This window comes from Streptomyces sp. NPDC031100 (assembly GCF_055570785.1).
Map to the genome: position 1 here is coordinate 323809 of NZ_JBVIGN010000003.1, position 17989 is coordinate 341797.

The 17989-nt window shown below is 70.9% G+C and carries 18 protein-coding genes and 1 riboswitch; of the genes, 7 read left to right on the forward strand and 11 right to left on the reverse strand.

The window, feature by feature from the left end:
* Positions 1–138 precede the first annotated feature (138 nt).
* Positions 139–1122 carry a hypothetical protein gene (locus ACZ5DS_RS09320; protein ID WP_468235448.1) on the reverse strand — a complete coding sequence of 328 codons (984 nt, stop codon included), beginning with the start codon at positions 1120–1122 and terminating at the stop codon, positions 139–141.
* A 250-nt stretch (positions 1123–1372) separates the two neighbouring features.
* Here ACZ5DS_RS09320 and ACZ5DS_RS09325 point away from each other — a divergent pair, with 250 nt between their 5' ends.
* The 3 genes from ACZ5DS_RS09325 to ACZ5DS_RS09335 all read left to right on the forward strand — a co-directional run bounded on the left by ACZ5DS_RS09325 (position 1373) and on the right by ACZ5DS_RS09335 (position 3469).
* Positions 1373–1987, forward strand: a complete 615-nt coding sequence (locus tag ACZ5DS_RS09325; protein WP_468235449.1) for a papain-like cysteine protease family protein — start codon at positions 1373–1375, stop codon at positions 1985–1987.
* Positions 1988–1991: 4 nt separating this feature from the next.
* Positions 1992–2846: a hypothetical protein gene (locus tag ACZ5DS_RS09330; protein WP_468235450.1), complete on the forward strand. Its 855-nt coding sequence runs from the start codon at positions 1992–1994 to the stop codon at positions 2844–2846.
* 200 nt (positions 2847–3046) lie between these two features.
* Positions 3047–3469, forward strand: a complete 423-nt coding sequence (locus ACZ5DS_RS09335) for a helix-turn-helix domain-containing protein (RefSeq protein ID WP_468235451.1) — start codon at positions 3047–3049, stop codon at positions 3467–3469.
* 80 nt (positions 3470–3549) lie between these two features.
* Here ACZ5DS_RS09335 and ACZ5DS_RS09340 read toward each other — a convergent pair whose 3' ends face one another.
* The 3 genes from ACZ5DS_RS09340 to ACZ5DS_RS09350 all read right to left on the reverse strand — a co-directional run bounded on the left by ACZ5DS_RS09340 (position 3550) and on the right by ACZ5DS_RS09350 (position 6701).
* Positions 3550–4152, reverse strand: a complete 603-nt coding sequence (locus ACZ5DS_RS09340) for a ClpP family protease (protein WP_468235453.1) — start codon at positions 4150–4152, stop codon at positions 3550–3552.
* Position 4153: 1 nt separating this feature from the next.
* Positions 4154–4792, reverse strand: coding sequence for a ClpP family protease (locus ACZ5DS_RS09345; RefSeq protein ID WP_468235454.1), 639 nt, complete (start codon positions 4790–4792; stop codon positions 4154–4156).
* 256 nt (positions 4793–5048) lie between these two features.
* Complete coding sequence (locus tag ACZ5DS_RS09350) at positions 5049–6701, reverse strand: trypsin-like serine peptidase (protein ID WP_468235456.1); 1653 nt, start codon at positions 6699–6701, stop codon at positions 5049–5051.
* Between the two features lie 22 nt (positions 6702–6723).
* Here ACZ5DS_RS09350 and ACZ5DS_RS09355 point away from each other — a divergent pair, with 22 nt between their 5' ends.
* Positions 6724–6861, forward strand: coding sequence for a hypothetical protein (locus ACZ5DS_RS09355; RefSeq protein WP_468235457.1), 138 nt, complete (start codon positions 6724–6726; stop codon positions 6859–6861).
* 234 nt (positions 6862–7095) lie between these two features.
* Here ACZ5DS_RS09355 and ACZ5DS_RS09360 read toward each other — a convergent pair whose 3' ends face one another.
* Together ACZ5DS_RS09360 and ACZ5DS_RS09365 are read right to left on the reverse strand one after the other, a co-directional pair.
* Positions 7096–7920 carry a hypothetical protein gene (locus tag ACZ5DS_RS09360; RefSeq protein WP_468235458.1) on the reverse strand — a complete coding sequence of 275 codons (825 nt, stop codon included), beginning with the start codon at positions 7918–7920 and terminating at the stop codon, positions 7096–7098.
* 469 nt (positions 7921–8389) lie between these two features.
* On the reverse strand, positions 8390–9574 hold the full coding sequence (locus ACZ5DS_RS09365; protein ID WP_468235460.1) for an MBL fold metallo-hydrolase: 1185 nt from the start codon (positions 9572–9574) through the stop codon (positions 8390–8392).
* Positions 9575–9758: 184 nt separating this feature from the next.
* Here ACZ5DS_RS09365 and ACZ5DS_RS09370 point away from each other — a divergent pair, with 184 nt between their 5' ends.
* The gene (locus tag ACZ5DS_RS09370; RefSeq protein WP_468235462.1) at positions 9759–10937 is read left to right on the forward strand and encodes a Glu/Leu/Phe/Val dehydrogenase dimerization domain-containing protein; all 1179 of its coding nucleotides are present in this window, start codon (positions 9759–9761) and stop codon (positions 10935–10937) included.
* Between the two features lie 93 nt (positions 10938–11030).
* Positions 11031–11651 carry a TetR/AcrR family transcriptional regulator gene (locus ACZ5DS_RS09375; protein ID WP_468235463.1) on the forward strand — a complete coding sequence of 207 codons (621 nt, stop codon included), beginning with the start codon at positions 11031–11033 and terminating at the stop codon, positions 11649–11651.
* Between the two features lie 96 nt (positions 11652–11747).
* Here the strand turns inward: ACZ5DS_RS09375 and ACZ5DS_RS09380 are convergent, their stop codons facing one another.
* The 3 genes from ACZ5DS_RS09380 to ACZ5DS_RS09390 form a co-directional block, all read right to left on the reverse strand.
* Positions 11748–12533 carry an SGNH/GDSL hydrolase family protein gene (locus ACZ5DS_RS09380; RefSeq protein WP_468236386.1) on the reverse strand — a complete coding sequence of 262 codons (786 nt, stop codon included), beginning with the start codon at positions 12531–12533 and terminating at the stop codon, positions 11748–11750.
* A gap of 274 nt (positions 12534–12807) precedes the next feature.
* Positions 12808–13701, reverse strand: a complete 894-nt coding sequence (locus tag ACZ5DS_RS09385) for a M23 family metallopeptidase (protein ID WP_468235465.1) — start codon at positions 13699–13701, stop codon at positions 12808–12810.
* Between the two features lie 4 nt (positions 13702–13705).
* Positions 13706–13870, reverse strand: a riboswitch (cyclic di-AMP (ydaO/yuaA leader).
* A gap of 303 nt (positions 13871–14173) precedes the next feature.
* On the reverse strand, positions 14174–16246 hold the full coding sequence (locus tag ACZ5DS_RS09390) for an alpha-galactosidase (protein ID WP_468236388.1): 2073 nt from the start codon (positions 16244–16246) through the stop codon (positions 14174–14176).
* 171 nt (positions 16247–16417) lie between these two features.
* Here ACZ5DS_RS09390 and ACZ5DS_RS09395 point away from each other — a divergent pair, with 171 nt between their 5' ends.
* Positions 16418–17215: a tyrosine-protein phosphatase gene (locus tag ACZ5DS_RS09395; RefSeq protein WP_468235466.1), complete on the forward strand. Its 798-nt coding sequence runs from the start codon at positions 16418–16420 to the stop codon at positions 17213–17215.
* Positions 17216–17240: 25 nt separating this feature from the next.
* Here the strand turns inward: ACZ5DS_RS09395 and ACZ5DS_RS09400 are convergent, their stop codons facing one another.
* Positions 17241–17363, reverse strand: coding sequence for a DUF6126 family protein (locus ACZ5DS_RS09400; protein ID WP_361134055.1), 123 nt, complete (start codon positions 17361–17363; stop codon positions 17241–17243).
* Positions 17360–17971 carry a helix-turn-helix domain-containing protein gene (locus tag ACZ5DS_RS09405; RefSeq protein ID WP_468235468.1) on the reverse strand — a complete coding sequence of 204 codons (612 nt, stop codon included), beginning with the start codon at positions 17969–17971 and terminating at the stop codon, positions 17360–17362. The genes ACZ5DS_RS09400 and ACZ5DS_RS09405 overlap by 4 nt, the downstream gene beginning before the upstream one ends.
* Positions 17972–17989 lie beyond the last annotated feature (18 nt).

Sequence of the window (17989 nt, forward strand, 5' to 3'; positions counted from 1 at the left end):
GCAGCGAGCTTCTAGGTCTCGGAGCTGCGTTTCGCCCACTTTTCGCCCTGACGTGGGCGGAAATCGGGAACCGGCGGTGGGCAGTTGCCAAAACATCTCTGGCACGGCACCGGCGTTCTTGAGCTGGTTGACGATGCCTTAGTCCCACTCCCATGTGATGCCGAGGACGCCCGGCCGTATCTGCTGCTCCACGAGGTGGACAGAGCCATAGGCGTTCAGCGTCAGATCGGCTACCGCCTCGCGAGGGGCAGTCGCCGAGGGACGGGCGAAGCGGCGGCAGTGGACGGGCAGGGCGGCGCGTTCGAAGCAGACCTGGAGGACATACTGGCCGCCGCCGTAGGTGAAGCCGCGAACGTACTCATGGCTGGGCGCGCCGGTTCCGTCCTCGAAGCGATACCCCAGGACGGCGGTCTCCCCGACTCTCAACCGCCCGTCGAAGAGCAGCTCGACGACGATCACCCCCGAAGCGCCGTGGCGCCGGATCCGGCCGACCCGGCAGTTGCCGAGACCGCGTACCCGTACCCGTTCCGTGTCGCAGCCCGGGTCGCCGTGATGGATGGCGAGATAGCGGTCGACGCCATCGCGGTGGGCCCGTACGACGTGTTGCGAGTCGCGGGCGGCGAGCTCTCGATGGGCACCGATGTGAACGTGCTCGTAGTGGATCACGGTGTGCAGCCCGCCGTCCGCCGGTGCCGCCAGACTCGCCAGCAGTGATTCGAGTGCGGCGGCGGGTTCGAGGAGGGTGCGATACGGGCGGGCCGGGGGATGGTCGTTGGTGACACGTGGGCCTATCAGACGGGTGAGGGCGTGCGGGGGAAGCTCCAGGACCTCCTCAAGTGCGGTGACGGCACGAAGCGACTCGGGCCGCGCGGGCCGCCGCACACCGCGCTGCCAGTAGCTGAGGCTGGTCACGCCGACATGTATCCCCCGCTGGGCGAGCCGGTGCTGCACGCGATGCAGAGCCAGCCCGCGTGCGGCGAACGCGGCCCGGAGCGCGGCGGAGAACGGGCCGGTGCGCAGGGCTTCGGCGAGTTCGGCCTCGGGGGTGGGGCGGCGGGACGAGCCGAGGGCTGGGTCACCGGGGCGCGGGGTGGCACGGCGATCGGCGCTGTGTGCTGCCATTGGGCCCCCCTCCCCCACCCCCCTCTGATTCGTTGACTTGTGAACGTTCACTTCCCCGTCCTGGAACGGGGCGTTACTTGCTCTGCCACCTGCCGGTACCCGCTGTGGCGTTCACAACGGTACGGGTGGAGTTCACTTCGCCGCCAGCCCTGTGGATAACCTCATTGACCGGGGTCCGACAAAAGATCGATGCTGCTCTCGCAGCGTCCGGACGCGCTCCTCCACCCCCACCCTGACTGGGAGGAACGCCATGTCCACAACCACCCGGGGCCGTAGACGGCTGGCGTCAGCGGTCCTCGCGGCCGTCGCCGTCCTGACGCCCGCGCTCGTGCCAACGGCCATCGCTCACGCCGCTCCGCACGCCACCGGCCACCCTGCCGTTCCGGCCGCCAAGCGCCTCAACATCACCATGCAGGCGCAGGAGCACAGCAACTGGTGCTGGGCGGCGAGCGGCAACACCATCGCGTCGTGGTTCGGGCGCGACTACACCCAGAACCAGTTCTGTGACGCCGCTTTCAACCGGCCCCAGGGCAGCACCTGCGGCAACTGGCAGGCTGCGTTGGACGACGTGCAGAACGCCCTCGACTGGATGGGCATCAACCCCGGTACGTACGTGAGAGGTTATCTGCGCTACGGCACCGTGCAGAAGGAGATCAACGCCGACCACCCCGTCGAGACGCGCATCGGGTGGAGCTCCGGGGGCGGGCACATGCATGTGCTGTACGGCTACGACACGTCCGACAGCCGAGTCTACTGGGGCGACCCGTGGCCCTCCAACTACCGCTACAACTGGGGGGATTACGACTACTACGTGAGCAACAACTCGTTCACGTGGACCCATTCGCTCTACGGGATCGGAGCGTGACCCCATGAACCCGATCCGCACGTCACCGATCCGGCGCGCGCCCGCCGGCCGCAAGCCCGTCCGTAAGAGCGGGGCGGCCGTGGGGCTCGCCGCAACCGCGATCCTCGGTGCACTCGCTCCCGCCACCGCCCACGCGGCGACCGCCGGCGACTTCCCGGCGCCCTTCACCGCCGCCGACACCGCTCGGGCGCGCGAGGCGGCGTCAACCCCGGCCACCCTCCTCACCCTCTCGCGCTTCTTCGCCCGCGATGGCGCGATCGCGCAGAGCACGGCCCGGCCGCACCTGGTCGGGCCGTCGGTGACCATCTACTTCCTCGACCCGGGGTTCGTCGCCGGACGCCCGGGCGCCCCTGTCGCCGACCCGCAGTTCGTCGCGAGCAAGGCGGTCTCCGCGGACGGCCAGGTCGCCTCGGTGTGGACCGTACGGACGGCGAAGGGGTGGAAGGTCGTCAACATCGCGACCGGCGGTGACGAGACCCACTACGTCAGCGAGGCGCACGGCCTCGGAACCGTCTTCAGGGAACCGCAGATCGACGCCTGGTACGTGCTGCGCGACGGCCGTGTGCTGCCGCTCGACCCCGACGCGCGGCGCGCCGTGGGGAAGGGCGGCGTGCCCCTGGCCGCCTACCAGCGCCTCGTACACGCGAAATACGGCGACAAGCTCCCGGGGTCCGCCTACGACCGGGCGGGCGAGGGCGGGGGATACGGCGGTACGGCCGCGCCCCCGCGCGCGTCCGCCGCACCCGCGGCGACCGCCGGGGTAGCCGTCACCGCGGGTGCCGCTGCCACGGCCGTCGCCGCCTTGCTCGGCGCCTGCTTCGGCGTCCGCCGCATGCGGCGCTCGCACCGCGCCAACTGAGCCGCCTCCCCGGTCCCGCCCCCGTGCCCCAGGCCCACCGGTCTGATGCACGGGGGTTGTCCGCCCGGCCCACGCCGGGAATGTCGGCCCTCACCCGTAGGGTGAATCCACGGCCGCCCCCTCCGGCCCGCCCGCACGGCTTCACCCAGGGCAGAACGCCGCTCTCTTCCCCCGGCGCCCCGGATCCCTAGGCTGAAGGGGTGAGCACTCATGCGCCGAAAGAAGCCCGTGTCATCCCCCTGCGCCCGCAGACCGCGCCGTCCGGTTCCGGTGGGGTGACCCGCGTCCCGCAGCGACCGGCAGGAGCCCCAGAGACACCCGCGCCGAGGAAGCCCCTGTGGCGCGACCTCGTCGGCGATGTGCTGCGGCGCGAGCGGCTCGCCCAGGAGCGCACGCTGAAGGACGTCGCGGAGGCGGCCCGGATCTCGATGCCGTACCTGTCGGAGCTGGAGCGCGGACGCAAGGAGGCCTCCTCCGAGGTGCTCGCAGCCGCCGCCCAGGCCCTCGGGCTCGGCCTCGCCGACCTGCTCTCGCTCGCCCAGGACGAGCTGGCCCGGTACGCCCGGAGCCGGGGCCGCACGTCGCCCACGGCGCAGTGCGACGGCCTCTGCCTCGCCGCCTGACCGAACCGACGGCCGGTACGACGGGGCGCACCTCCGCCGTACCGGCCGGCTCGCCGGCCTTCGGCCACGGCCGCGCGGGGTCAGACGAACGCGAGCCGTCGGCTCAGCACCTCGTCGGCGAGGCCGTAGGCGACGGCCTCCTCGGCGGTGAGCACCTTGTCCCGGTCCATGTCCGCGCGCAGCGTCGCCACGTCGTGATGCGTGTGCCGGGACAGGACCTCCTCCACCTGCGAGCGGATGCGGACCATCTCCTTGGCCGCGAGGCTGAGGTCGGAGACGGTCCCCTGCCGGCCGCCGCTGGCCGGCTGGCCGAGCAGCACCCGCGCGTGCTGGAGCACGAAGCGTCGCCCGGGATCTCCGCCGGCCAGCAGAACCGCCGCCGTCGACGCCGCCTGACCGACGCAGAACGTGGAGATCGGGGACTGCACGAACGTCATCGTGTCGTAGATCGCCATCAGCGAAGTGAACGATCCACCGGGCGAGTTGAGATAGATCGAGATCTCGTGCTCCGGGTTCGCCGACTCCAGATGCAGGAGTTGCGCGATGACCACATTGGCGACCCCGTCGTCGATCTCGGTGCCGAGGAAGATGATCCGCTCGTTCAGCAGCCGGCTGAAGACGTCGTAGGACCGCTCACCCTGCGCGGTCCGCTCGATGACGTAGGGAACCGTGTACGACCCCATGTCACAACCCCATCCGTCGGCGCGACGCGGCCGGGCGGATGTCGGCGAGCGACTCCACCACCCGGTCCACGATCCCGTACGCCCTCGCCTGCTCGGCCGTGAACCAGCGGTCCCGGTCGCCGTCCCGCGCGACCGTCTCCTCGCTCTGACCGGTGTGCTGGGCGGTGATCCGCTCGATGGCCTTCTTGGTGAACTGGAGGTTCTCCGCCTGGATCTCGATGTCCGCGGCGGTGCCACCGATGCCCGCCGAGGGCTGGTGCATCATGATCCGCGCGTTCGGCAGCGCGAACCGCTTGCCGGGCGCCCCCACGGTGAGCAGGAACTGGCCCATGCTGGCGGCGAACCCCATGGCCAGCGTCGAGACGTCGTTCGGGATGAGCCGCATGGTGTCGTAGACGGCGAGGCCCGCGGTGACCGACCCGCCGGGGCTGTTGATGTAGAGGCTGATGTCGGTGCGCGGGTCCTCCGCCGACAGCAGCAGCAGCTGCGCGCACACCCGGTTGGCCGACATGTCGTCGACCTGTGTGCCGAGAAGGACGATTCGCTGGGCGAGCAGCTGGGCCGCGAGATGGTCGTCGAAGCGGCTGGGCGGTGTGCCGCCCTCGTCCGCGCGGGGCGGGAGCGTGGTGAGTGGAGTCATCTGGTCTCCTTGTCGAGGCAGGGATGCCGTCGAGTCCACTCTTGACCTCGGGAGGTCCCCGGATGCGGTTTCTCTGCCCGCCGCAGATTCGCCACGGGCAGAGCTGACGGCTCAGCCCTTCTCGCGCAGCTGCCGGAAGAATGCCGTGGTGGGGGGGTTCGTCGGCAGGGCGTGGCGCCCGGCAGACGGATCCGGGTGGCCCGGTGGTTCGGGTCACCCGGATGCGCCTCGGCTGTGGGGGCAGGTCGTGGGGCGGTTACTTCGGGGCGACGAGCATGCGTTCGGTGCCGAAGGTGGCGCCGGTGTGTGTGTACATGGTGGTCTCGCCGTCGGACCAGCGGACGACCAGGTCGTCCGGCCGGCCGTTGGAGTCGTAGCTGCCCGCTGTCATCACCGAGTCGTGGGACCAGATGCTGTCGGCCGGAGCCATCTCGACCTCCTGGCCGACGCCGCCGGGGCCGGTCTCCTGGAATTGGGAGACCCTTCCGTTGGACCAGCGCACCAGGGTGTCCCAGTTGTTACCTTCGGTGAAGTCGCCCGCGGTCACCAGGGTGGCGTCCTTCCAGGCGCTTTTCGGCTTCTGCAGCTGGTGTTCGGTGCCGAAACCCTTGTCGCCGACGGCGGTGTAGTCGGTGACTTCGCCGTCGCTCCAGCGCACCAGCAGGTCGGTGACGTACTTCGCGGTTCCGAAGTCGCCCCCGATGATCTGGTCGGCGTGGCTCCAGATGGAACCGGCGTCGGCCAGTTTGATCCCGCCGTCGACGCCCTTGGTGCCGACGTCGGGGAGGAGCCTGACCTCGCCGGAGTCGAACACCGCCAGCAGGTCCGAGCCGCTGCCGCCGGAGAAGTCCCCACCGGTCAGGGACTTGGCGTCCTTCCAGATGCCATGGGGCGCGGCCAGCCGGCGCTCGCCGGTGAAGCCGCCGTTGCCGTCGCCGGTGTACAGGGTGACCTCGCCGTCGGTCCAGACCACGATCAGATCGCCCTTGCCGTCACCGGTGTACTCGCCCGAGGCCATCAGCTTGGCATGGGACCAGGTCTCGCCGCCGCCCATGGAATACGGCAACGGCGGTTGGTCGTAGGAGCTGCCGTGCGAGACGTGCTGGTTCTTCTTCGCCTCGTCGTACAGGCGGAAGAACCAGTCGCCGTGCATGGGGCTGTACGTAAGCCAGTCCACGTTCGCGTCGTTGCCGCCGCCGTTGTACCCGCCGACGTTGCCGACGATCTCGCCGGTGCCCTTCGCCCAGTCCACCTGGGAGAACCAGGGACCGCCGGAGACACCACCCCACATGCCACGGCACTTGGCCTGGATCTGGTAGAAGCCGGGCAGCGCCTCGGTCTGCGTGGGGCACCGCACGGGATGGTCCTCGGGGTCGTGGCTGGAGGGGTAGCCCAGCATCGTGACCTTGTTCAGGTAACCCGGCGTGCGCAGCAGTTTGTTCGCGCCCACCACGTCCTGCGCCTGCTTGCCGCTCGTCGAGGGCTCAAGCCGGCCGAAGGCGAAGTCCAGGTCGGAGATGGGCTCCTTGGTGTTGTGCACGTAACGGTTGTCGACGAACCAGTCGGAGATCCGGTAGAAGCCGAGCGTCTGCTTGTCCAGCGTGTACTCGGCGGCGTACATGGGAACGAAGACCGCCTTGCCCCCGGAGCAGTGCCCGGCGGTCAGGATCAGACTGTGCCCGGGGCTCTCCACCACGCTGGCGGAGCACTTGTGCGCATGCATCCGTTCGGTGGTCGGGTCCGCACTGTAGGTGAAGATCGTCCCGACGGACTTCAGGCCGAGGATGTGCTCCGCCGTCGGCATGTCGGCCGCCACCGAGGGACCGGCCGAAGCCGCCCGCCGCGAGCGGGCCTTGGCGCTCGGGCCCGCCTGCTGCGCGGGCAGTGCGGGGTCGGTGGCCGAGGCCATGCGTTCAGGCGTCCAGAAGCGGATGGCATCCGCGTCCGACCAGTCGCCGTCGCCGCCTTCCGTCCCGGTGGACCCGCCCGAGTTCGCCGAGGGGGAGGGCGCCGGTTCGGAGGACGGCACCGTCGCCGGAGACAGGTGGGGCGTCGGTGTGACGTCCTGAACCTGGGCCTGGGCGAGGCCTCCCCCGCCCGTCAGGAACAGAGCAGTTCCGGCCGCAAGGACCGTGAAGCGCGATATTCGTCTGTGTGAGGTACGCAAGGAATGCTTTCTGAGTCATGGAACAACTGCCTCCGGACCGGAAGCGGTCAGAGGCAGCGATGGAAGAACGAAGGAAGAGCGGAGAAAGGCAGGGCGGGCTGCCGCCGCGGGTCTGCCGCTACTGCCGGGTTTGCCGCTACGCGGAGGGCCCAGTCTTCCGTGAGCGGCGGCGCCGCACCGCGAACACGCCGCCGGAGGCAAGGGCCAGTCCCGCGGCCGCGACGCCACCGGTGACCGCCCAGGAAGGGCCGCCGTCCGTGACGGGCCGGCCGACGACCGTGACGTGCTGTTTCGTGGTCTGCTGCCCATGGTGGCTGACCACGGTCACGGTGTAGCGGCCGTCTGGTACGTCGCCTCGCAGCCGTGCGTGGCCCGCGTAGACCGTGCCGCCGTCATCGCATTTGCAGCCGGGATCGTCCGGGCTGTCCGTCTTGATGGTCAACGGGCCTTTGAAGATGGGTGACGTGACGGTCAGGGAATTTTCGCCAGGTGCGGCCCTCAGGTCGGTGAGGACCACCCGGACGTCACTGCCCGGACGTAGGGGGGCGGGTGTGTCGCTGCCGGGGAACGCGTGCCTGGGACCGATGACGAACCGGCCGATCTGCGCCGAGTCCTCGGCCGCGACCTTGAGTTGTGCGATGGCGACGGTACGGCCGTGACTCGTCGCGGTGACCGGATAGGTGCCCGGGCGCAGGCCCGAGCGGATGCGGTGTTCTGTTCCCGCCTCGTTCACCTGGACCGACTGCGTCGATCCCTTCTTCACGGGAGCCAGGGTGATCGGCTCCTGCAGGGCCGGGGAGCTGACCTTGACCTTGTCCCATCCCTGTGGCATTCCCTCGATGCTGAACCAGAGCGCGTCACCCGCCTCCAGGGTGCTGCCCTGAGGCACGTGGTACTCCAGGCGGACCGCCGCGGACGGGCTGCCACCCGGAGCCGGGCCGGCGCCCTCGGCCGATGCCACTGCCGCGCCTCCCAGCAAGGGCACTACGGCAAGACCGGCGGCGCCCACGGCCCCAACTGCATTGCGGAACAACGATTCCCCTTTGGTCGGACATGGCTGGGCCGGTTAGACCGCATCCATCAGTCGCTCAGGTAGAGGGCAGGAGCGGGCAGTTGGTTGCCGAGTGGAGTCGGCCGAACGCGCCCTCGTGGACCGCGGTCATGCCCGGACGACGATCGAGGACCTCTGTGCCGCCGCGGGCTGCACGCGCGGCGCCTGGCCGAACTCCTGCAACGGTGCTGTCCTGCGGTGGCCCGCGACACCGCGCCGGTCACACACCCCTACGACAGGCGGAGGGCAACGGCCACAACTCCGACGCTCGTTCCTGGCTCTGCCGACATGGCGGCTCCTCCGACTCGCAGAGCGTGCTCGCGCTCGGCCTCCGACATGGTTGCAAGGACTTCCGTGACGCGCTTCAGCTCGCCAACGGTCAGCCCTCGCCCACAAGGTCGAGGTCGTCACGAGACGCCATCGGAGCGACCTCCGGAACAGGCCACTTGCGGTTCAGCGGCAAGGTCACAGCCCGCCACCAGGGACGCGTGGGCAGGTCTCCGGCAGCCTCGAAGGGCTGGCCCGGAGCGGGCAGGGCGACCGCCTGTCCGACCGCGCCGGCCGCGGCCAGCGTCCATTCCCCTGGCTCCGCCCACGCATGCGGAGCCAGGTTGAAGGTGCCCCAGTGGATCGGCAGCAGCACGCCGTGCGGAGCACCGCCCTGGAGGTCGAGGTGGGCGCGCAGGCCCTCCTCGGGGGTCATGTGGATGTCGGGCCAGAACTCGCTGTACGCGCCGATCTGGATCATCGTGGCGTCGAACGGGCCGTGGTCCGCGCCGATGTCCTTGAAGCCCTCGAAGTAGCCGGTGTCGCCGCTGTGGTAGATCCGGTGCTCGTCGCCGGCGACGGCCCAGGACGCCCACAGGGTGTGCTGGGTGTTGCGCAGGCCGCGGCCGCAGAAGTGGCGGGCCGGGGTGGCGGTGAGGGTGAGTCCGCCGATCTTGGTGGACTCGTGCCAGTCCAGTTCGCGCAGCCGGTCCGGGGACACGCCCCAGTGCTCGAGGTGGGCGCCGACGCCGAGCGGTACGGCGAACACGGTGTCGGTGCCGGCCAGCTCCTTGATGGTGGGCATGTCCAGGTGGTCGTAATGGTCGTGCGAGATGACCACCACGTCGACCGGGCCGAGCGCGGCCAGCGGCAGCGGCACGGGGTGCAGCCGCTTGGGCCCGGCGAAGGGGAACGGGGAGCAGCGCTGGCCCCAGACGGGGTCGAACAGCACGCGGTGCCCGTCGATCTCCGCGAGCACGCTGGAGTGACCCATCCAGGTCACGCGCAGGCCCGTGGCGGGCGGTTTGGCGAGGTCGGCCAGGGTGGTGGCGTGCACCGGGACGGTGCCGCGCGGGGCGCGCAGGGGCCGGATGTCCTTGTCGAAGAACACCTTGGCGAAGTCCACCATGGAGCCGGAGGGCCGGGTGCGGGCGGTGCCGCCGGGGTTCTGGAAGACGCCGTCCTTGAAGTGGGGGGAACGGCGGATGCGGGCGAGGCGCTCACCGCGCGGTTCGGCGCCGAAGGCCTCGGGCTGAAGCAGACCGAGCCCGAAGCTCTGGGAACGCAAACCGGTCACGGTACCTCCAGGTGGAGTCGCTGAGGTCCTCCATTATGGGCGGCCCCTCCGACAGTGCCGGTGCCGCGTGGGTCACAGGGCGGCACCCGAGGCAAGCTACTGAACAGCGATTCAGCACGTTGACACGGCGCCCGACACCTCCGAATACTGACTCGTGATTCAGTAACCATCGCCGGGAGATCCCATGACCGCCCCCCTGATGTCGCTCGTCTGGACCGACCACATCACCGGCCTCCAGGGTTTCCTGGTCGTCGACCGGCTGGTGCGGGGCGTGGCCAGTGGCGGGCTGCGGATGCGGCCGGGCTGCACACTGGAGGAGGTCGCCGGGCTCGCCCGCGGCATGACGATGAAGGAGGCTCTGCACTACGACCCCGAGGGCCGCTACGTCCCCCTCGGCGGCGCCAAGGGCGGCATCGACTGCGACCCGCAGGACCCTCGGGCGTACGGGCTGCTCGTGCGCTACCTGCGTGCCATGCGGCCGTACATCGAGAGCTTCTGGGCCACCGGCGAGGACCTGGGCCTCAGCCAGGACCTGGTGGACCGTGCGGCCGCCGAGGCCGGCCTCGTCTCCTCCGTCCAGGCCGTGTACCCACTGCTGGACGACGAACAGGCGGCCCGCGGGCGACTCGCGGACGCCTTCGCGGTCGAGATCGACGGCATCGGCCTGGACGAGCTGGCGGGCGGCTGCGGGGTCGCCGAGTCGGTGCTGACGGCCCTGGACCGGGCGTCGGTGCCGTACCGGGGCACCCGGGTGGCGGTGCAGGGCCTGGGCACGATGGGCGGGGCCACGGCCCGCTTCCTCGCGCGCGCGGGGCTCACCGTGGTGGCCGTGGCCGACATCAAGGGGACCATCGCCAGTCCGGAGGGCCTGGACGTCGAGACGCTGCTGGCCGCGCGGGACGCGTACGGCACGGTCGACCGCTCGGTGCTGCGCCCCGGCGACCGGGAACTGCCCGGTGACGCCTGGCTGTCCGCCGACGCGGAGGTGCTGGTGCCGGCGGCGGTGTCGTACGCGATCGGCACCGCCGAGCAGGAGCGGATCACCGCCCGGTGGATCGTCGAGGCCGCCAACATGCCCGTCCTGCCCGAGGCGGAGGCGCTGCTGGCCGCGCGCGGGGTGACCGTGCTGCCGGACGTGGTGGTGAACTCCGCCACGAACGCCTGGTGGTGGTGGACGTTGTTCGGCGACATCGGCCCGGACGCAGACGAGGCGTTCGCGCACATCCGACGCTCGATGCGCACCCTGGTCGACCTCGTGCTCACCCGGGCGGAGACCGACACGACGACCCCGCGCGCCGCCGCCCACGCCCTGGTGACGGACCGCCTCCCGGTGATCGCGGAACGCTTCGGGTGGTACCGCTGACGAGGGCTGGGCGCCCTCCGGCCCGGTAGGCGAAGTGGCCGGGGGAACCGGGCCGTTTCGGCAGGGCCCCTGCCCACCGTTTAGGGTGACCGCGTGGCGAGAGTGCGGTTGAGTGTGGCCGAGCGGCGGGAGGAACTGCTGCGGGCGGCCATCGAGCAGATCGAGATGCGGGGCGTGGCGGCGGTGCGGATCGCCGACGTGGCCTCCGCGCTCGGTGTGAGCAACGCGCTGGTGCTGTACCACTTCTCGACGAAGGAGAAGCTGGTCGCCGCCGCCTTCGGCTACGCGGCCCGGGACGACCTCGCGCATCTGCGGGGGCTGCTCGGCAGGCGGACCTCCGCGCTGCGCCGGCTGCGGGCGGCCGTGCGCTGGTACGCGCCCACGGGCCAGGCCAAGGGCTGGCGGCTGTGGATCGAGGGCTGGGCGGTGGCGCTGCGCGAACCCGCCCTCCGGGAGGTCACCCGGGACCTGGACCGGCAGTGGAAGGCGGCGCTCACCGAGGTCATCGCGGAGGGCGTGGCCGCCGGCGAGTTCGAGTGCGCCGACCCCGCGGGGACGGCCCTGCGGCTCACCGCGCTCCTCGACGGGCTCGCGGTGCAGCTCACGTCGTACCCGGGCGCGCTGCCGCGGACCCGGGCCCAGCAGTGGGTGGACGACGCCCTGGCCCGGGAACTCGGGCTGCGGCGAGAGGCGTTGACCGAGCGGGGGCGGTGAGCCGAGCGGGGGCGGTTCGTCCTCCCGCCGGGGCGAGCCGTCGCACGGGCGTGCCCCGTACCGCCGGCTCGCGGTACGGGGCACGGACGGCGGTGGTCAGGCCACCGACTCGATCCGCATCTTGATGTCGTCCGGCGACAGGGTGCCCTTCGCCGTCACATGGTCTCCGGAGGACTCGCCGCGCAGCCGGCGGCCGATCCACGGGACCAGGTACTCGCGGGCCCAGTGGACGTCGTCGCGGCGGATGTCCAGGGTGCCCCGGGGCGGGAGCGGCGGCCAGGGCTGCTCCGGGTCGGCCGGGACGTCGAGGCCGAGGGCCTGGCCGGCGCGCAGCGCCACGCGCGTGTGTCCCTCGGGTGAGAGGTGGAGCCGGTCGTCGTCCCAGGCCCGGCGGTCCTGGACGGACTTCAGGGACCACAGGTCGAGCACGGGACAGCCGTACCGGTCGGCGATGGCACGGACGTGCCCGTTGTAGGTGGCGATCTTGCCGCGCAGATGCTTCAGCAGGGGGACGCCACGGGTGTCGAAGCCTGTGGTCACGAGCACCGAGCCGGCAACCTCGGTGAGCTGGGCCACGGCCCGCTCGAAACGCTCGGCCACCTCGTCCGGGTCGGTGCCGGGCCGGATGATGTCGTTGCCGCCCGCACAGAAGGAGACCAGGTCCGGGGCCAGTTCGACGGCCTGTGGGAGCTGGTCGGCCACGATCTGGTCGAGCAGTTTTCCGCGCACGGCCAGGTTGGTGTACGCGAAGTCGCCCTCGGGACGCCGGTCGGCGAGCAGTACCGCGAACCGGTCGGCCCAGCCCACGAACGCCCCGTCGGGGCCGGGGTCGCCGACGCCCTCGGTGAAGCTGTCCCCCACCGCCACGTACGACCCGATCACTGATCTGTTGTCATTCTTCGAATCGTCTGCCACGTCGGACCATGATTCCCCTTCGGGTGTGACCTACGCGACCGTAGGCAGGGGTTGACGAACGGTGAGATGAGACACCCTTAAATAGTTTGCCAATCCAGGAATAGCGGTCCTGCCTGGCGCGTTGACCGTGCGATCGCAACACGTGCGGACACGCCGAAGGCCGGACCCGGGGATCGGGGTCCGGCCTTCGGTTGCGTGTCAGGCAGGTGACTCTGGAGGAGGGGTCCCTGAGCGGGAAGCCTCAGACGGCGACGCCGTGCGAGCGCAGGTAGGCGACCGGGTCCACGTCCGAGCCGTAGTCCGGCGTGGTGCGGATCTCGAAGTGCAGGTGCGGGCCGGTCACGTTGCCGGTGGCGCCGGAGAGGCCGACCTGCTGGCCCGCGGTCACGGTCTGGCCGGCCGAGACGGAGAGCTGCGAGAGGTGGCCGTACTGGGCGTAGTAGCCGTCGTTGAGCTTGATGACGACCTGGTTGCCGTACGCGCCACCCCACCCGGCAGAGACGACGGTGCCGGCGCCGACGGCCTTGAGGGAGGTGCCGGTCGGGACGACGAAGTCGACGCCGGTGTGGTAGCCGCTGGACCACATGCTGCCGGCCACGTGGTAGCCCGTGCCGACGGTGGCGCCGGCGACCGGGAGGGTGTAGCCGGTGGCCGGGGCGGCGGCGGGCTGGGCGCTCTGGGCCGACCCGTTCGACGCGGACGACGACTGCGTGGAGGGCTTGGCCGGAGCCGGGGAGGAGGGCTTCGTGCTCGTGGCCGCCTTCTTGCCGAGCGCGAGCTTCAGGCCGGGGTGGATCAACGACGGGTTGTCGCCGACGGCCTCTCGGTTGTCCTGGTAGAGGCGCTGCCAGCCGCCGCGGACGCTCTGCTCTTCGGCGATCTTCGAGAGGTAGTCGCCGGACCTCACCGTGTAGGTACGCACACCCGAATGCGCCGAATGCGTCGTCGTGGCCTTCTTCTCGGCGACCGGAAGCGACTGCACTGCCTTTTCGGAAACAGACTGCGTGGTGGCCGCATGCGCACCGCCCGCCCCCATGAGCGGGAGAGCCAGCGCGGCACCGCCGCTTCCGGCGACGGCGATCGAGCGGGTGAAACGGCGGGACTTGGGACGGCGGTGCTTACCCTTTGCGAGCATGGCGCATTCCTCTCCGGCGCCTGCGAGGTGAGCTGTCGGGTTCGGGCTGGAGCTGCCCGGCCGCGCGGTGCGCGGCTACACCCCCCAGCCTGTCCCGGAGACCGGGACAGGCAGTCGTACCTGGTGGGTCCCCCGCTCCTGCCGAACACGGGTGAAGTGTGCGGGAACTCCGGGCGGCGGCAGGATTCGGCGTTCCGACCGGATTGGTCGCGAACGTAAGCGAGCAAGACGCATCCGGACAAGCAGCCGGTTCCCGGCGTTCCCACGTCAGCTGATCGAATTCGGGAATTCACGGTCACCCTCCGTGAATTCCCGGCTCCTCCCCCATTTCAAATCCCTTTGCCCATGCCGGAATTACGTGAGCATGACGCGCGACGCACGGTCACGAATATGACGCTCCTCACGCACCTCGCCCCACACTCCCTTATTCCAGAGCGAGTTGGAATGAAGGGCTCTAATTCGGACAGAAGACTCAGATATGGCGCAGGCGGAGAACCTTCGCATCCAGGTCGCCCTTCAGTCCGGTGCGCAGCCCGTGGTGCAGCAGGACGGCACCTCGATGGACTTCGCCCGTTTCGCGGCATTCGTACGATGCGCTCGGGTCGAGTCCGCGCAGCCGTACCGCCGGCACCGGCTCGCCGTAGTGCTGCGCCTGGAGGCAGGCGAGGACCACGGCCTCGTCCCCGAGGACGTACTGGACGGCGCTCAGGCCGCCCGTCGGGGGCCGCAGCCGGTACTGGTCGCCGCGCTGGACGACCGGGCGGATCTCCTTGTAGAGGGCCACCCACTCCCGGGCCTCGGCCAGCTCCTCGTCGGTCCACTCGGTGAGGTCGCCGCCGACGCCGAGCACCCCTGCCATCGAGCTGACGAAGCGGAACCGCAGCGAGCTGACCCGCCCGTTGAGCTGGGTGTTCGGGCTGTCGGTGACCCAGGCTGCCATGACCCGGGCGGGGTGGATCTGACTGAACCCGTGCTGGATGGCGAGCCGGTCGAGCGGGTCGGTGTTGTCGGAGGTCCACACCTGGTCGGTGCGACTGAGCACACCGAGGTCGATCCGGCCGCCGCCGCCCGAGCAGGACTCGAAGGCCACCTGGGGGTGGGCGGCGCGCAGCCGGTCCAGCAGGGCGTACAGGGCGCGGACGTGGTCGACCCACAGCCGCTGCGGGTACGGCTCGCCGGGCCAGCCGGCGTCGGTGAAGCAGCGGTTGAAGTCCCACTTCACATAGTCGATCGGGGCGCTGGACAGGAGGGTGTCCAGCTGCTCCCAGAGGTACTGCTGGACGTCCTCGCGGGCGAGGTTGAGGACGAGCTGATTGCGGAGTTCCGTCCGCTTTCGGCCCGGTTGGTACTGGACCCAGTCGGGATGGGCGCGGTACAGGTCGCTGTCGGGGTTGACCATTTCGGGCTCGACCCAGATACCGAACTGCATGCCCAGGTCGTGCACCTGATCGGCGAGGGGTTTGAGACCGTGCGGGAAGCGGTCGGGGTTGGGCGTCCAGTCGCCGAGCCCGGCCCGGTCGCTGGTACGGGCGCCGAACCAGCCGTCATCCACGACGAACAGCTCGACGCCGATCGCCGCGGCGCGCCGGGCGAGAGCGGCCTGCTGCTCCTCGGAGATGTCGAAGTTGGTCGCCTCCCAGGAGTTGAACAGCACCGGCCGGTCCCGCTCGGCGTCCGGGATGACGTACGTCCGCTGGTAGGTGTGCCAGGTGCGGCTGGCCCCGCCGAAGCCGCCGTCGCTCCACAGGCCGGCGAAGACGGGGGTGGTGTACGACTCCCCGGGCTGGAGCAGCAGCAGACCCGAGTCGTCGTAGCCGGCGCCGCCGGTGATCTGTACGCGCGCGTCGGGGAGTTGGGCGACGGCGATGCGCCAGGAGCCGGACCAGCCGAGCGCGCAGCCGTAGACCTCGCCACGCTCCTCGGTCGCGTCGGTGTCCAGCGCGACCCAGGGCAGGTGCTGGTGCCCGGTGTGGCCGCGGCGGCTGCCGATGATCTTCTCGCCGTAGGTGAGGGGCGCGGTGGCGAGCAGGGACTCGGCGGCCCAGCGACCGTGCAGCTGGGACAGCCGCCAGCCCTCGCGGTCGGGCAGGGTCCAGGTGGCGGCGTCGGCCCGCAGCAGCTCCACGCGCGCGTGCCCGCCGTTGTGCACGGTCACCCAGCGCTCCACGACGTCCCCGCGCATCCGGTAGTGCAGGGTGACGGCGAACCCGTCGTCGTCGAAGCGCAGCCGCAGCTCCTCGCCCTCGGCCTCCTGGGCCACGAAGCGCCACTCGGTACCGCGCCGCTCCTCGGTGCGCACGGACAGGGCGGGGCGCACGAAGCGGGGGCCGCCCTCGACGGGGTACTCCTCGCGGCCGTCGAGCGGGGACTCGAAGGGCCAGTAGCCGGGCAGCGGGCCGACCGCCAGGGCCTCGGCGTCGGCGAGCGCGATCCGTGGTCCCCAGTGGAGGTGCAGCAGTTCGTCCGCGTCGGTGAGATGCAGCGCATAGCTGCTGGTGGGCCCCGACAGGAGCCACGTGCGACCGTTTTCGGCGATGTCCGCCATCGAGACCTCACAGGTGCCAACAGATCCGCTCAAGTGCGAACATCATCAAGCCCTGCGGCCCCTGGTGGCAACGCCTGTGGACAACTCATTGCCCGAGGAAATCGATGTCGTATCGTCGACGGAGTGCCCGTCGACGAACCGAGCCGGCGGGGCCGACCGGGAGGAGCCCCCGTGACGCAGCAGGTCCCGTCGACCGAGCCCGAGCTGGCCGGAGTGCGCAATTTCCGCGACGTGGGCGGACTGCCGACCGTGGACGGACGGCGGGTGCGCGCCGGAGTGCTGTTCCGCAGCGGCCATCTCGCGCACGCGACCGATGAGGACGCGGCCTTCCTCGCCTCCCTGGGCCTGCACACGATCTTCGACTTCCGCAACGCGGCCGACCAGAAGCTGGAGGGCCCGGACGTCGAGCTGCCCGGCGTGCGGAACGTGAACCTGCCGCTGAGCGACCCGGCGGACGGCGCCGAGTTCTGGAAGATGGTCCGCGACGGCGACCTCGACCAGCTGCGCGGCATCCTCGCAGACGGCAAGGGGGCGGCCCGGATGACCGCCTCGTACCGCACGATGGTCAGGGAACGCACCGCCGAGCACTCCCGGGTGCTGCACGCCATCGCCGAGGACAGCGTGCCCGCGCTGATGCACTGCGCGGCGGGCAAGGACCGGGCGGGCATCTCGATAGCCGTCACGCTCCTCGCCGTGGGCGTGGAGCGCGAGGCGATCGTCACCGACTATCTGGAGTCCAACGCCAAGCACCGGCGCTACAAGGTCCGCCGCAACGGCAACCCCGACACCGCGTACACCCCCGAGGTGATGGAGCTGCTCAGCCCGCTCTTCGACGCGCGCGCCGAGTATCTGCAGGCGGCGTTCGAGAGCATCGAGGAGACCTGGGGCGGCGCGGACGCCTACTTCGAGCGGGGCCTGCGGCTCACCCCCGAGACCCGGGAACGGCTGCGCGAGCGCCTGCTCGACTGACGCCGCTCGCCCCGCCCGGCTTCCCTCAGCCCTTGGCTCCGACCGCGAACAGCAGGTAGAGGAACGCGGCCAGGACGTGGCCGAGCGCGATGTAGATGATGAGACGGATCCACAAGGAGCGGGGGAACTTCTCTTCGAAGTTGCTCATGGCAGCTCTCCGGTCAAGGGGCCCAGGCACAGCGTGGCCGTGGGGCTCTGCAGCAGGGTGTGGACGAACAGCAGCTCCACGCCGTCGTGGTCCTCGGCGGCGAGGCGGTGCGGGGTGAGCGAGTCGAAGTGCGCGCTGTCGCCGGGCGCGAGCAGGTGCGCGGTGTCGCCGAGGCGGAGGCTGAGCCGTCCCTTGAGGACGTACAGCCACTCCTCGCCGGGGTGGACGCGCACGATGTCGCCCTGGGTGCCGTACGGCACCCGGACGCGCAGCGCCTGCATGCCCCGCCCGGGGGCTCCGGCCTGGAAGTACGTCCAGCCGCCCGCGCGGGTCGGCTCCATGTCTCCGGCGCGGACGATCGCGTCCCGGTCGGCGACCGTCTCGCCGAGCAGCTCCGAGACGGTCGTACCGTAGATGCGGGCGAGCGCGAGCAGCATCGGCAGCGAGGGCTGGCGCTGCCCGGTCTCCAGCCGGGACAGGTGGGCCGGCGAGAGTCCGGCGGACCGGGCCGCGGCCTCCAGGGTGAGGCCGGTGCGCCGGCGCAGGGCGCGCAGCTGCGGGGCGACGGCGGGCAGGTCGTCGCCGGGCTCCGGCTCGGGAGCGTTCATGTCTCCATTGAGCCGGAG

Coding starts and splice junctions, on each gene's coding strand:
- ACZ5DS_RS09320 (WP_468235448.1), bottom strand. CDS start 1,122: ATGGCAGCACACAGCGCCGATCGCCGTGCCACCCCGCGCCCCGGTGAC.
- ACZ5DS_RS09325 (WP_468235449.1), top strand. CDS start 1,373: ATGTCCACAACCACCCGGGGCCGTAGACGGCTGGCGTCAGCGGTCCTC.
- ACZ5DS_RS09330 (WP_468235450.1), top strand. CDS start 1,992: ATGAACCCGATCCGCACGTCACCGATCCGGCGCGCGCCCGCCGGCCGC.
- ACZ5DS_RS09340 (WP_468235453.1), bottom strand. CDS start 4,152: ATGGGGTCGTACACGGTTCCCTACGTCATCGAGCGGACCGCGCAGGGT.
- ACZ5DS_RS09345 (WP_468235454.1), bottom strand. CDS start 4,792: ATGACTCCACTCACCACGCTCCCGCCCCGCGCGGACGAGGGCGGCACA.
- ACZ5DS_RS09350 (WP_468235456.1), bottom strand. CDS start 6,701: ATGGCCTCGGCCACCGACCCCGCACTGCCCGCGCAGCAGGCGGGCCCG.
- ACZ5DS_RS09355 (WP_468235457.1), top strand. CDS start 6,724: ATGGCATCCGCGTCCGACCAGTCGCCGTCGCCGCCTTCCGTCCCGGTG.
- ACZ5DS_RS09370 (WP_468235462.1), top strand. CDS start 9,759: ATGACCGCCCCCCTGATGTCGCTCGTCTGGACCGACCACATCACCGGC.
- ACZ5DS_RS09385 (WP_468235465.1), bottom strand. CDS start 13,701: ATGCTCGCAAAGGGTAAGCACCGCCGTCCCAAGTCCCGCCGTTTCACC.
- ACZ5DS_RS09390 (WP_468236388.1), bottom strand. CDS start 16,246: ATGGCGGACATCGCCGAAAACGGTCGCACGTGGCTCCTGTCGGGGCCC.
- ACZ5DS_RS09400 (WP_361134055.1), bottom strand. CDS start 17,363: ATGAGCAACTTCGAAGAGAAGTTCCCCCGCTCCTTGTGGATCCGTCTC.
- ACZ5DS_RS09405 (WP_468235468.1), bottom strand. CDS start 17,971: ATGAACGCTCCCGAGCCGGAGCCCGGCGACGACCTGCCCGCCGTCGCC.